The following is a 13,373-nucleotide window of genomic DNA, read 5'->3' as shown; positions in this document are numbered from 1 at the left end:
AACTGAAAGCCGTCAATCTCCCATGGCAGACAAGACCCCCCGAGGACGCGCCCGGCGCACGCTCTGGTGGCTCACCGGCCTGATCGTCGTCCTCACGGCGATCCTCGGCGTCGGTATCGCCACCCAGCAGGCGCAATGGGCCCCCAAGCTGGCACTCGACCTGGAGGGCGGCACCCAGATGGTGCTGGCCCCCGAGGTGGCCGGGGGCCAACAGGTCACCCAGGAACAGCTCGACCAGGCCGTGGAGATCATCCGCCAGCGAGTGGACGGTTCCGGCGTGGCCGAGGCGGAGATCGCGACCCAGGGCGGCAGCAACGTCGTGGTGTCCCTGCCCGGCGTGCCCGAGGCGGAGACCCGCGCCCTGATCCAGGCCTCGGCGAACATGGAGTTCCGGCCCGTCATCACCATGGGTCCCTTCGAGCCGGTCCCCGCGGACCAGCGCACCCCGGTGAAGGACTTCCCCGAACCGAGCGCCGAACCGCAGAACGGATCCGACCCGAACTGGGTCACCCCGGAACTCGCCGCCGAGTTCGAGGCCTACGACTGCGCGGCGCAGATGAACAACCCGGACCGCAAGGAGTTCCCGGCCGACGGACCGTCCATCGCCTGCCAGCCCGGTGACGAGGAGTCCGGCCAGCCGGGCGTGAAGTACCTGCTCGGCCCCGTGGAGGTCAAGGGCACCGACATCGCCGGTGCCGACTTCGGACTCGTCAACACGGCCACCGGGGTGTCCACCAACCAGTGGGCGGTCAACCTGTCCTTCAACGGCGAGGGCGCCGACGCCTTCCGCGAGGTCACCCAGCGGCTGACGCCGTTCCAGGAGGGCGATCCGCGCAAGCAGTTCGCCATCGTCCTGGACGGCACGGTGGTCTCCGCGCCCCAGTCCAACGCGGTCATCACCGACGGGCGGGCGCAGATCACCGGCAACTTCACCGAGCAGTCCGCCGCCGCCCTGGCCGAACAGCTCAAGTACGGTGCCCTGCCGATCAGCTTCACCATCGAGTCCGAACAGCAGATCTCCGCGACCCTGGGCGAGGACCAGCTGCGGCTGGGCCTGATCGCCGGGCTCATCGGCCTGGCACTGGTCGCCGCGTACTCGTTCTTCCAGTACCGCGTGCTCGGCCTCGTGACCATCGCCTCGCTCGTGGTGACGGGACTGCTCACCTACCTGGCCATCGTCCTGCTGGGCTGGTCGGACAACTACCGGCTCTCCCTGGCGGGCATCGCGGGCCTGATCGTGGCCATCGGCCTGACCGCGGACTCGTTCATCGTGTACTTCGAGCGCATCAAGGACGAGTTGCGGGCCGGCCGGTCGCTGCCGGAGGCCGTCGAGTACGGCTGGTCCCGCGCCAAGCGCACGATCACCGCCTCCAAGGCCGTGAACCTGCTCGCCGCCGTGGTGCTGTACTTCGTGGCCGTGGGCAACGTACGCGGGTTCGCCTTCACCCTCGGCCTGACCGCGATCGCCGACCTGGTCGTGGTGTTCATGTTCACCCACCCCGTCATGCAGTTGCTGGCCCACACCCGGTTCTTCGGCGGCGGGCACCGGATGTCCGGCCTGGATCCCTCGCTGCTGGGCCGGGAGCCGCTCTACCAGGGCGCTGGCAAGGTTCGGCAGTTCCGGCCGAGCCCCGAGGCCACGTCCTCGAAGAAGGCCCGGAAGTCCGCCAGGGAGGCGGACCGCCGGCAGACGATCGCCGAGCGCCGGCGCGCCGAACAGATGTCCGGCGTCGGCTCGCAGGCGGCCGGGGCCACCACCCCGGCCGACCGGACGGAGGAACAGAAGTGAGTGCACTGGCACAGTGGGGCAACCGCCTCTACACCGGCAAGACGTCCTACCCGTTCGTCGGCAAGTGGAAGCTCTGGTTCGCCACCGCCCTGGTCCTGCTCGTGGTCGCCGGGGGCCTGACCCTGGCCCGGGGCGGGTTCAACCTCGGCATCGACTTCCGCGGGGGGTCGGAGTTCACCGTCTCGAGCGTGCAGTCCACGGACGTCGCCGCCGGTGAGCGCGCCGTGAGCGAGGCGGTCCCGGAGGCCGAGGCGACGGTCACGAACATCGCCCCGGGCACCATGCGGATCCAGACGGACGAGCTGGACGACGACCAGACCCTGGCGGTGGGGCAGAACCTGCAGCAGGCCTACGGGGTGGGTGAGGACCGGGTGACCTCGACCTACATCGGCCCCACCTGGGGTGAGGCCGTGTCCCAGCAGATGGTGATCGGGTTGATCGTGTTCCTCGTCCTGGTCACGGTGCTCATGGCGATCTACTTCCGAACCTGGAAGATGTCCCTGGCCGCGGTGATCGGCCTGTTCTACGTCGTGGCCCTGACGGCGGGCATCTACGGGGCGACCGGCTTCGAGGTGACCCCCAGCGCCATCATCGGCTTCCTCACCATCCTCAGCTACGCGCTCTATGACACGGTCGTGGTCTTCGACAAGATCAGGGAGAACACCGAGCACAATCTCGAGGAGACCACCCGGACCTTCGGCGAGAACGTCAACCTCGCGATCAACCAGACCCTGGTGCGATCGATCAACACCTCCGTGGTGGGCATCCTGCCCGTCGGGTCCATCCTGTTCATCGGGGCCTTCCTCCTGGGTGCGGGCACCCTGCGGGACATCGCCCTGGCGATCTTCGTCGGGATCATCGTCGGCACGCTGGCCACGATCTTCATCCAGGCCCCGCTCTACGCCCTGCTGCGCCGCGGAGAGGACCGGATCGCCGCGAACGACGCGCGGGTCCTCGAACGCCGTGCCGCCGGCGAGGGCGCCCCGGTGGGAACGGACACCGTCCCGGCCTGACGTCGTCGGAGCCGGACGGACTAGACTGGAGTATCCCGCACGACGGGACGCGAGACCGTACAGTGCGGCACGCGCAGCGAGGCGGCGCTTGTCGCGGGAAGGCAGGCAGTTGTGAGTGCAGACTCCGCCCCGCCCGGCACGGCGCACGACGGCGGGCCGGCGCCCGCCGAGAGGCGTTCCGGCACGGCGTCCTACACCTCTGCCACGCCGACCTCCCAGCCGGCCGACGTCACGCCCGCCGAGCTCGAGCCCGCCCCGCCCGGCCCCTCCCCGGCGGCGATCGTCTCCCGGCGGCCCCGGAGCAGGCTCGCCCGGCTCACCGGGCGGATGGCGAACGACTACTCGCCGATCCTCGAACCGCTGATCCGTACGCTCAAGGTCCGGCATCCCAAGGAGGACCTGGACCTGATCATCCGGGCCTTCGAGGTGGCCGACAAGGCGCATGCCGGCCAGCGGCGCAAGAGCGGCGACCCGTACATCACCCACCCCGTGGCCGTGGCCACCATCCTGGCCGAACTGGGCATGACGGGCACGACCCTGGCGGGGGCCCTGCTGCACGACACGGTGGAGGACACCAGCTACTCCCTGGAACAGTTGCGCCGGGACTTCGGGGACGAGGTCGCCCACCTGGTGGACGGCGTCACGAAGCTGGACAAGGTCAAGTTCGGCGACGCGGCGCAGGCCGAGACCGTCCGCAAGATGGTCCTGGCCATGGCCGACGACGTGCGGGTGCTGGTCATCAAGCTGGCCGACCGGCTGCACAACGCCCGGACCTGGCGGTACGTCGCGCCGGAGTCCAGTGCGCGCAAGGCCAAGGAGACCCTGGAGATCTACGCGCCGCTGGCCCACCGGCTCGGCATGAACACCATCAAGTGGGAGCTGGAGGACCTCTCCTTCGCCGCGCTGTACCCCAAGGTCTACGCCGAGATCGTCCGGCTGGTGGGGGAGCGCACCCCTGAACGGGAGAAGAACCTGGCGGCCCTGCGCGGCCAGATCGAGCGGGACCTGAAGGAGGCCAGGATCCGCGCGGTCGTCACCGGCCGGCCCAAGCACTTCTACTCGATCTACCAGAAGATGATCGTGCGCGGGAAGGACTTCGACGAGATCCACGACCTGATGGGCGTGCGCGTGCTCGTGGACTCCGTCCGGGACTGCTACGGCGCCCTGGGCGTCCTGCACTCGAAGTGGAGCCCGCTGCCGGGCCGCTTCAAGGACTACATCGCGATGCCCAAGCTGAACATGTACCAGTCGCTGCACACCACGGTGATCGGTCCCGGCGGCAAGCCGGTGGAGATCCAGTTGAGGACCCACGAGATGCACCGGCGCGCCGAGTACGGCGTGGCCGCGCACTGGAAGTACAAGGACCAGGCGTCCACCCCCTCCGCCGCCACCGGGGACCAGACCCCCGGCTGGCTGCGTTCGGTCATGGACTGGCAGAAGGACACCACGGACCCGAACGAGTTCCTGGAGTCCCTGCGCGCGGAGATCGACGCCGCCGAGGTGTTCGTCTTCACGCCCAAGGGCGAGGTGATGGCCCTGCCGGCCGGTTCTACCCCGGTCGACTTCGCCTACGCCGTGCACACCGAGGTCGGCCACCGGGCCATCGGCGCGCGCGTCAACGGCAAGCTGGTGCCCCTGAACTCCGAACTGCACCACGGCGACTGGGTGGAGATCTTCACCTCCCGGACCGAGGGCGCCGGCCCCAGCCAGGACTGGCTGGGCTTCGTGCGCAGCCCGCGGGCACGGAACAAGATCCGCCACTGGTTCTCGAAGGAACGCCGCGAGGAGGCCATCGAGAAGGGCAAGGAGCAGCTGACCCGTCAGCTGCGCAAGATGAACCTGCCGCTGCACCAGCTGATGAGCGCGGAGTCGCTCTCTCGGGTGGCCGGGGAGATGAACCTGCCGGACATCTCCACGCTCTACGCCTCGATCGGCGACTCGCACGTCTCCGTCCAGAACGTCGTCGAGCACCTGCAGAAGCTCATCGCGGCCCCCGAGGACGTGGAGTCGCTCGACACCGCGCCCATCACCACGATCGCGGCCCCGACCCGGCACCCGGACTCCGGCGTCATGGTCCAGGGCTCCGGAGACGTGATGGCCAAGCTGGCCCGGTGCTGCACGCCGGTGCCCCCGGACGAGATCATCGGCTTCGTCACCCGCGGTTCCGGCGTCTCGGTGCACCGGGCCGACTGCAGCAACATCAACCAGTTGCGCAGCGAGCCGGACCGGATCGTGGACGTCTCCTGGGCACCCACCCAGGCCTCGGTGTTCCTCGTCGAGATCATGGTGGAGGCCCTGGACCGCAAGTCGCTGCTCTCGGACGTCACGCGGGTGCTGGCCGAGCACCACGTCAACATCCTCTCGGCCTCGGTGAACACCTCGCGCAGCCGGGTCGCGATCAGCAAGTTCGTCTTCGAGATGGGCGATCCGAAGTTCTTGAGCCACGTGCTGTCCTCCGTGCGCCGCATCGACGGCGTCTACGACGTGTACCGGACCGCGGGCCGGTCCTCGACCGGGGCCTGACCCCCGCCGGAGGCGCGCGTCCGGTCCCGGCCGAGCAGTTCCCGCAGCGCGGCCCGGGCGGCGCTCATCCCGGGCCGCCCCCGGCGGGCCTGGAACCGCTCGCTCAACCGGACGGGGTCGCAGCGGTGCAGCAGCAGGGCCGCGGCGGCCCGTTCCGGCCCCGTCGGACCGGTGCGCAGCAGGTCCTCGACCGTCCGCTCCACCGTGGTGCACCACAGGCCGTGGACCGGCATGACCTCCGCGCGGTGCGCGGCGTCGCCGCCCGCCGGGGCCGGGGCGAGCCCGGACTGCTCCAGGCGCAGCCCCACGGCACCGGGGTGCAGCGGACGGCGGTGGTACCGGTCCACCGAGGCCTCCAGGACTCCGGGTGCCGGACCCCCGGCATGGACCCAGGCCGCCGTCCTCCCGATGGCCACCCAGGCCCCGGTCAGGACCGGTTCGGCCAGCCGGAGCACCGCCGCGGCGCGCGTCCGGACGCCGTCCCCGCCACCGTGTACCGCGGGGCCTGCGTCCGCGGGCAGGTAGAGGTCCCCCATGACATGGACGAGGAGGCCGGACAGCTCCATGCCGCGCAGCTCGGCGGCCGAGAAGGGCAGCCCCGGGACCAGGAACTGCTCCCGGGGCCCCTGCCGCGCCGTCGTCGTCACCACCCCACCAGACTGGCAGCACGAGTGAGGGCCCGGCACCAGGCCGGGCCCTCACTGTGGACAACTCACCCCCGGCAGGGGGTGGTGGAGGAGAGGGTCAGCGCAGGCCCTGCGCCGACTGCTGCAGCGTCTGCAGCCACATCCGCCGCGCGTCCAAGGCGTCCTGGGCCTTCTTGATGGCGCGGGCATCACCCTTCGCCTGGGCCTTGGCGAGGTCGTCCTCGAGCTCGGCGACCTTGTCCTCGAGCTGGCTCAGCGCGGAGTTGGTCCGGGCCTTCGTCTCGGGGTTGGTCTTGCGCCAGTGCTCGTCCTCGGCGGACTTCAGGCCCTCCTCGAGCTTGCGGAACGCCGACTCCATGCGGGTCACGTCCTTGCGGGGCACCCGTCCGGCGTCCTCCCACCGGCCGCGCAGCTCGTTCAGGGCCCTGCGTGCCGCCTTGACGTCCTTGACGGGGAGCAGCTTCTGGCCCTCGGCGAGGATCTGCTCCTTGAGCTTGAGGTTCTCGCCGTACTCACGGTCGATCTCGTCGTTGGTGGCCTTGCGGGCGTTGAAGAAGACGTCCTGGGCCGCCCGGAAGCGCGCCCAAAGGGCGTCGTCCTCCTTGCGGGAGGCCCGGGGTGCGGCCTTCCACTCGTCCATCAGGTCGCGGTAGGCGCCGGCCGTCGCTCCCCAATCGGTGGACGTGGACAGCGCCTCGGCGCGCGCGATCAGCTTCTCCTTGACCGACTTGGCCTGGGCATTGGTCGCATCCAGCTGGGAGAAGAAGGCCCGGCGGTGCTTGTCCAGGGTGGTCCGGGCCGTGCGGAACCGCTTCCACAGCCCGTCCTCCACGGCCTTGCCGAGCCGGGGACCGGCCTTCTGGGCGGCCTTCCAGTCCTCGAACAGCTCGGCCATCCGGGCGCTCGTCTGCTTCCACTGCACCTGGGCGGGGTCCTTGGCCGCGAGGGCCTCGGCCTCCGCCACGATGGCCTCCCGCGTGGAGAGCTGCTCGGCCTGGGCCTTCTCGAGGGCGATCCGCTCCGCGACCTTGAGGTCGTCCAGGCGCGTCTGCAGGGCCTCCACACGGGCGCGCAGGGCGGGCATGTCCCCGACCATGCCGCGCTCGGCGATGGTCTGGCGCAGGTGGCCCAGGGTCTTCTGGATCTCACCGGCCGGGGCGCCGGCGGCGACCCGCTGCTCCAGCAGCATCAGCTGGGAGACCACCTCGTCATACTTCCGCGCGAAGTAGGCGATCGCCTCCTCGGCGGTGCCGTCCGGGAACTGCCCCACCGGGTGCCGTTCCTCGCCGTCGATCAGGGTGACGTGGCCGTCGTCGCTGACGGTGGCGAACTTCGCCGCCTCCTCCACCGGGGTGGAGTAGTCCGGAGCCGGCAGGGGGGTCGCCGGGGCGGTGGGAGTGCGTCCGGGCGCCGCCGGGCGACCGGGGCCGGCCGCCGGCTTGGGCTTGCCGGAGGGCTTGGGCTTGCCGGCCGGCTTCGGTGCACCGGGCCGTCCACCCCGCGGCGTGGGCGTGTCCGAGGTCGGCGCGGCGGCGGCCTGCGGCGCCGGCTCATCGGCAGCGGGCTCTCCCGGGGCCGTCTGACCGGCCGGGGCCTCATGGGGGACGTCCGACGCCTCCACCGCGCCCACGGACGCCAGGACGGCCTCCGTCTCGCTCTCCGCCAGGGACCCGGCGGGTGACGGCCCGGGCGCACCTGCGGGAGCCTCGGTCGCGGCCTCCTGCGCGGTCGCCGGTGCGGCCTGGCCGGGGGCCTGTTCCACGGACGGGTCCGTGGGCTGGTGCACGGCCTCCTGGGGAGCCTGCTCCGCGGACTGCTCCGCCGGCGGGGGGTGGTCTGCTGGTCGTCGGGTTGCTGACTGGTCGTCACCGCTGGAACTCCCTGTTGGTGCCCTGCACCGGCTGGCGGCCGCAGGGACGTCTGGACACGATCACGTCCAGCGTACCGGCTGGACCTAGAATGGGATGCCGAACACCCGCGGCATCCGCCTGACCGGAGTCGCGCCGGCACGTCACCGCACCCGCCCCAACGCAAAGGTCGTCCATGTCCCGCAAGGCTTCCCTGTCCGGTTTCCATGAGTGGCTCCCCGCTGAGCGGATCGTTGAGCAGCATGTCCTGGACACCCTGCGGACCACGTTCGAGCTGCACGGCTTCTCCTCGATCGAGACGCGGGCCGTGGAGACCCTGGGACAGCTGTTGCGCAAGGGCGAGATCGACAAGGAGGTCTACGCGGTCTCCCGGCTGCAGGGCGATCCGGCCGAACGCCCCGACGGGGCGGAGGACCTCAACCGGCTGGCCCTGCACTTCGACCTCACGGTGCCGTTCGCCCGTTACGTCGTGGAGAACGCCGGCCACCTGTCCTTCCCGTTCCGCCGGTACCAGATCCAGAAGGTCTGGCGCGGTGAACGCCCCCAGGAGGGCCGCGCCCGGGAGTTCACCCAGGCGGACATCGACGTCGTCGGCGACGGCACGCTGCCGTTCCGCTACGACGTGGACGTGGCGCTCGTGATGGCCGAGGCCCTGGCCGAGTTGCCGATCGGTGACTTCACCATCCGGGTCAACAACCGCAAGCTCGCCGAGGGCTTCTACCGTGGCCTGGGGCTGACGGACACCGCCGGCGTGCTGCGCAACATCGACAAGCTCGAGAAGATCGGTCCCGACGAGGTCTCGCGCCTGCTGCAGTCCGAACTGGGCGCCACCGCCGACCAGGCGGCCCAGGCCCTGTCCCTGGCCGCCATCCGCACCGAGGACACCTCCTTCGTGGAGCAGGTCCGCGCCCTCGGGGTGACCCACGACCTGCTGGACGAGGGACTCGAGGAACTGGCCGCCGTCGTCGGCGAACTGCACCGCCGGGTCCCGGGCCGCGCCGTCGCCGACCTCTCGATCGCCCGCGGCCTGGACTACTACACCGGCACCGTCTACGAGACCGTGCTGACCGGCCACGAACAGCTCGGCTCCATCTGCTCCGGCGGGCGCTACGACGCGCTGGCCGCCAAGGGCAACCGCACCTTCCCGGGCGTGGGACTCTCGATCGGCGTGACCCGGCTGCTGATGCGCATGTTCTCCACCCAGATGGCCTCGGCCTCTCGCTCCGTGCCCACCGCCGTGTACGTCGCCCTGACCCACGACGACGACTGGTCGGCCGCGCAGGACACCGCCCGCGCACTGCGCTCCCGCGGCATCGCGACCGAGGTGGCGGTCTCCGCGGAGAAGTTCGGCAAGCAGATCAAGTACGCCGACCGCCGGGGCATCCCCTTCGTCTGGTTCACCCGCACCGAGGACGGCCGGACCGTCCACGAGGTCAAGGACATCCGCTCCGGTGAACAGGTCCCGGCCGACCCGGGATCATGGATGCCGCCGCAGGAGGACCTGCGTCCCCGGGTCACCGGCGCCTGAGCCCCACCACGGCCCGGCCGGCCAGGCCCACGGCGAAGACCGCGAGCATGACCAGCACCGACTGGACCGGCAGCATGAAGGCCAGGAGCAGGCAGGCCGCCGCGCCGAGCAGGTTCAGCCACCGGGGGCCCGGCACCACCCGTTCGGTGAGCGTGAGGGCGGAGACGTTCGCCACGGCGTAGTACACCAGCACGCCGAAGGACGAGTAGCCCACGACGGTCAGCACGTCCGCGGTGAGCAGCATCACGACGACCACCGCCGCCGCCGTGAGCTGGGCGACCCACGGCACGGACGTCCGTGCCGAGATCCGCGCCAGCGGCGGCGGCAGGTCGCGCTCCCGGGCCATCGCCAGGCCCGTCCGGGAGATCCCGGCCACCAGGTTCAGCATCGAGCCCAGGCAGGCCAGCGCCGCACCGGCCACGGCCAGCCACACCCAGTCCGGCCCGAACACGACCTCGACGGCGTCGCGCACCGCGGTGGGGGTCTGGCCCAGCCCCTGGACACCGAGGACGGCCTGCAGGCTCACGGCCAGCAGGAGGTAGAGCACGAGCGTGAACGCCAGCGCACCGAAGACGGCCCGGGGGATGGTGCGGCGGGGATCGCGCACCTCCTCGCCCATCGTCGCGATGCGCGCGTAGCCGGCGAAGGCGAAGAACAGCAGCCCGGCGCCCTGCAGCACCCCCAGCGGGGTGGGGTCCATCGCCGCACCGGACGCGCCCCCGCCGGTAGCCGGGACGGGGCCGGGCGTGACGCCCACGAAGCCGGTCACGATCACCACGGCGAGCAGGGCCAGCACCGGGGTCACGATCACCACGGTCGCCTGCACCGTGCGGGTGATGCCCAGCAGGGTGATGCCGGTGATCACCACGACGGCGGCGATCGCCACCCAGCGGGCCGTCCGGTCCGAGGCCCCGGACGCCGTCGGGACCAGGTAGAGGGCGAGGGTGTACGCCATCGCGGCGATGGAGGCGGACTTGCCGGTGACGAAGCCCCAGCCGGCCACGAAGCCGGCCCACTCGCCCAGCTGGCGCCGCCCGTACACGTAGGCCCCGCCGGAGGTCGGGTGGACGGCCGCGAGCTGGGCCATGGCCGTGGCGTTGATCCACGCGGTGGCACCGGCCAGGACCAGGGCGAGCACCAGGAGCGGCCCCGCGGTGGAGGCCGCCAGGCCGAGGGAGGTGAACACGCCCGCGCCGACCATCGACCCGACGCCGATGACGATCGCGCCGGGCAGGCCCAGGCGGCGCTGCAGGGCGGCCGGGGGACCGGCGGCGGGGTGGGTCTGGGGCATGGCGTGTCCTCCGTCGGGGAATCTGTCCCGGGCCACGGACTAGAATCATCCCCGGAGCCGGACGGCGGCGGGACGTATCGAGCCCGCGCGGTGCTGACGGCTGAAGACCTATCACACCAGATCGACACCAGACCAACATCCCGGTGAACCGGGACCGGAAGGACCCTCGTGCTGCGCACCCACCAGCTGGGCGAGCTCAACGCCTCGCTCATCGGACAGAACGTCACCGTCACCGGTTGGGTGGCCCGTCGCCGGGACCACGGAGGGGTCGCCTTCGTGGACCTGCGGGACGCGTCCGGGTTCGCCCAGGTCGTGGTCCGGGACGAGAAGGATTTCGACCCGCTGCGCAACGAGTTCGTCCTCCAGGTCACCGGCACGGTGGAGCGCCGGCCGGAGGGCAACGAGAACCCGCACCTGCCCTCGGGCGAGGTCGAGCTCATCACGGACACCGTGACCGTGCTCAACACCGCCGCCCCGCTGCCCTTCCAGGTGGACGAGCACGTCGAGGTCGGCGAGGAGGCCCGGCTGCGCCACCGCTACCTGGACCTGCGCCGCCCGGAGCCGGCCCGCATCATGCGCCTGCGTTCCGAGGTGAACCGCACCGCCCGCAACCTGCTGCACGACGAGGGCTTCATCGAGGTCGAGACCCCCACCCTGACCCGTTCCACCCCGGAGGGCGCCCGGGACTTCCTGGTGCCGGCCCGCCTCGCGCCGGGCTCCTGGTACGCCCTGCCCCAGTCCCCGCAGCTGTTCAAGCAGCTGCTGCAGGTCGGCGGCATCGAGAAGTACTTCCAGATCGCCCGCTGCTACCGGGACGAGGACTTCCGGGCGGACCGCCAGCCCGAGTTCACCCAGCTGGACATCGAGGCCTCGTTCGTGGAGCAGGACGACATCATCTCCCTCGGCGAGCGGATCCTGAAGGCCGTGTGGTCGCTGGTCGGCGTGGACGTCCCCACCCCCATCCGCCGGATGACCTACCGGGAGGCCATGGAGAAGTACGGCTCGGACAAGCCCGACCTGCGCTTCGGCCTGGAGCTGACCGACCTCACCGAGTACTTCGCGGACACCCCGTTCCGCGTCTTCCAGGCCCCCTACGTGGGCGCCGTGGTCATGCCCGGCGGGGCCTCGCAGCCGCGCCGGACCCTGGACGCCTGGCAGGAGTGGGCGAAGCAGCGCGGCGCCCGGGGACTGGCCTACGTGCTCGTGCAGGAGGACGGCTCCCTGACCGGCCCGGTCTCCAAGAACATCTCCGAGACGGAGAAGGCCGGACTGGCCGGGGCCGTCGGCGCGCAGCCCGGGGACTGCGTCTTCTTCGCCGCGGGCGAGGCCAAGCCCTCGCGCGCCCTGCTCGGTGCGGCCCGCGTGGAGATCGGCCACCGCGTCGGCCTGGTCAAGGACGCCGGGCCGGACGTCCCCGCGGCCGAGGCCGACTGGGCCTTCGCCTGGATCGTGGACGCCCCCATGTTCGAGCCGGCCGCCGACGCGGTGGCCTCCGGTGACGTGGCCGTGGGATCGGGTGCCTGGACCGCCGTGCACCACGCCTTCACCTCGCCGAAGCCGGAGTTCCTCGACACCTTCGACACGGACCCCGAGAATGCGCTCTCCTACGCCTACGACATCGTGGTGAACGGCCACGAGGTCGGGGGCGGGTCCATCCGTATCCACCAGGCCGAGGTCCAGAAGCGGGTGTTCCACCTGATGGGCCTGGACAAGGAGTCCGCCCAGTCCAAGTTCGGGTTCCTGCTCGAGGGCTTCAAGTACGGCGCGCCCCCGCACGGCGGCATCGCCTTCGGCTGGGACCGCATCGTGACCCTGCTGGCCGGGGCGGACTCGATCCGCGAGGTGATCGCCTTCCCGAAGACCGGCAACGGCTACGACCCGCTGACCGCAGCCCCCGCACCCATCACCCCGCAGCAGCGCAAGGAGGCCGGCGTGGACGCGAAGCCCGAGCCGAAGCAGCCGGCCGACGCCGGACCGGCCGCGGACGGCGCCCGAGCGTGATGCAGCCGCCGACCGGCACGGGCCCCGCGGACCCCGATCCGCGGGTGGTCCCGCCCACGGCGGTGCGCCTGCTGCCGCTGCTCGTGGTGACGTTCGGCCTGAGCATGCTGATCGACCTCACGACCGAGTGGCCCATGCTGCTGCGCTGGCTCGTCGCGGGGGCCGGGGGAGTCACCGCCGCGGTGGTCTCCGTGCGGATCTGGGCGGCGCGCCGGCGCTGATCGGGTGCCGGCGCGCCCGGCCCGCCCGGGCGCGCTAGCCCCGTCGCGGCCCCGTCAGGTCGTCGGTGTCCACCCACACCGTGAAGGGCCCGGAGTTGACCAGGGACAGCTCCATCATCGCCCCGAAGACACCGCGCTCGACGTGGATCCCCTGCCCGGCCAGCTCCGCCGTGAACCGCTCGTAGAGCGGCTCGGCGCCTTCGGCGGGTGCCGACCGGGTCCAGGACGGCCGGCGTCCCCTGCGGACGTCCCCGTAGAGCGTGAACTGGCTGACCACCAGGGCCCCGGCCCCGGCGCTCAGCAGCGACTGCTCGTCGTCGAGCACGCGCAGTCCCGCGACCTTGGCCGCCAGTTGGCAGGCCTCCGCCTCCGTGTCCTCCACGGACACGCCCAGCAGGACCACCAGCCCCGGTCGATCCAGCCGGCCGACCACCTCGCCGTCGACCGTGACACAGGCGGACGTGGTGCGCTGCAGCAGTGCTCTCATGCCTC

10 protein-coding genes are annotated in these 13,373 nt (G+C 71.5%); 6 read left to right on the top strand and 4 right to left on the bottom strand.

From position 1 onward, the window contains the following. Positions 1-22: 22 nt before the first annotated feature. The 3 genes from secD to CITRI_RS0103810 all read left to right on the top strand — a co-directional run bounded on the left by secD (position 23) and on the right by CITRI_RS0103810 (position 5,325). Positions 23-1,789, top strand: coding sequence for a protein translocase subunit SecD (gene secD, locus CITRI_RS0103820; protein ID WP_010143295.1), 1,767 nt, complete (start codon positions 23-25; stop codon positions 1,787-1,789). Beyond that, positions 1,786-2,802: a protein translocase subunit SecF gene (gene secF / locus CITRI_RS0103815; RefSeq protein WP_010143294.1), complete on the top strand. Its 1,017-nt coding sequence runs from the start codon at positions 1,786-1,788 to the stop codon at positions 2,800-2,802. Before secD ends, secF begins: the two co-directional genes overlap by 4 nt. Positions 2,803-2,913: 111 nt before the next feature. Beyond that, a complete protein-coding gene (locus tag CITRI_RS0103810) occupies positions 2,914-5,325 on the top strand; it encodes a bifunctional (p)ppGpp synthetase/guanosine-3',5'-bis(diphosphate) 3'-pyrophosphohydrolase (RefSeq protein ID WP_010143293.1) in 2,412 nt (803 codons plus the stop codon). On the opposite strand, the gene CITRI_RS18310 is transcribed toward CITRI_RS0103810, so the two are convergent. Next, positions 5,280-5,975, bottom strand: coding sequence for a hypothetical protein (locus tag CITRI_RS18310; protein ID WP_050813579.1), 696 nt, complete (start codon positions 5,973-5,975; stop codon positions 5,280-5,282). The genes CITRI_RS0103810 and CITRI_RS18310 overlap by 46 nt on opposite strands. 94 nt (positions 5,976-6,069) lie before the next feature. Next, positions 6,070-7,758: a DUF349 domain-containing protein gene (locus tag CITRI_RS0103800; protein WP_010143289.1), complete on the bottom strand. Its 1,689-nt coding sequence runs from the start codon at positions 7,756-7,758 to the stop codon at positions 6,070-6,072. A 257-nt stretch (positions 7,759-8,015) separates the two neighbouring features. On the opposite strand from CITRI_RS0103800, the gene hisS reads away from it, so the two are divergent. Beyond that, entirely contained in the window at positions 8,016-9,368 is a 1,353-nt protein-coding gene (gene hisS / locus CITRI_RS0103795) for a histidine--tRNA ligase (RefSeq protein ID WP_010143288.1), read from the top strand. Here hisS and CITRI_RS0103790 read toward each other — a convergent pair. Next, positions 9,355-10,659 (bottom strand): APC family permease, encoded by a 1,305-nt coding sequence (locus tag CITRI_RS0103790; RefSeq protein WP_010143287.1) that lies wholly within the window; start codon positions 10,657-10,659, stop codon positions 9,355-9,357. The two genes, hisS and CITRI_RS0103790, sit on opposite strands and share 14 nt — an antisense overlap. Positions 10,660-10,827: 168 nt before the next feature. Between CITRI_RS0103790 and aspS the strand changes: the two genes are divergently transcribed. Beyond that, positions 10,828-12,660, top strand: coding sequence for an aspartate--tRNA ligase (aspS, locus tag CITRI_RS0103785; RefSeq protein WP_010143286.1), 1,833 nt, complete (start codon positions 10,828-10,830; stop codon positions 12,658-12,660). Then, positions 12,657-12,881, top strand: coding sequence for a hypothetical protein (locus CITRI_RS0103780; RefSeq protein ID WP_141565937.1), 225 nt, complete (start codon positions 12,657-12,659; stop codon positions 12,879-12,881). The genes aspS and CITRI_RS0103780 overlap by 4 nt, the downstream gene beginning before the upstream one ends. A gap of 34 nt (positions 12,882-12,915) precedes the next feature. On the opposite strand, the gene dtd is transcribed toward CITRI_RS0103780, so the two are convergent. Next, entirely contained in the window at positions 12,916-13,368 is a 453-nt protein-coding gene (gene dtd / locus CITRI_RS0103775) for a D-aminoacyl-tRNA deacylase (protein WP_010143284.1), read from the bottom strand. Positions 13,369-13,373: the final 5 nt, after the last annotated feature.

The sequence above is a fragment of the Citricoccus sp. CH26A genome, assembly GCF_000224415.1.
Classification (GTDB): domain Bacteria; phylum Actinomycetota; class Actinomycetes; order Actinomycetales; family Micrococcaceae; genus Citricoccus.
The sequence above is the reverse complement of the archived record's forward strand: the minus strand, read 5'-3'. Positions and strand labels throughout refer to the sequence as shown.

Coding starts and splice junctions, on each gene's coding strand:
- secD (WP_010143295.1), top strand. CDS start 23: ATGGCAGACAAGACCCCCCGAGGACGCGCCCGGCGCACGCTCTGGTGG.
- hisS (WP_010143288.1), top strand. CDS start 8,016: ATGTCCCGCAAGGCTTCCCTGTCCGGTTTCCATGAGTGGCTCCCCGCT.
- dtd (WP_010143284.1), bottom strand. CDS start 13,368: ATGAGAGCACTGCTGCAGCGCACCACGTCCGCCTGTGTCACGGTCGAC.
- CITRI_RS0103790 (WP_010143287.1), bottom strand. CDS start 10,659: ATGCCCCAGACCCACCCCGCCGCCGGTCCCCCGGCCGCCCTGCAGCGC.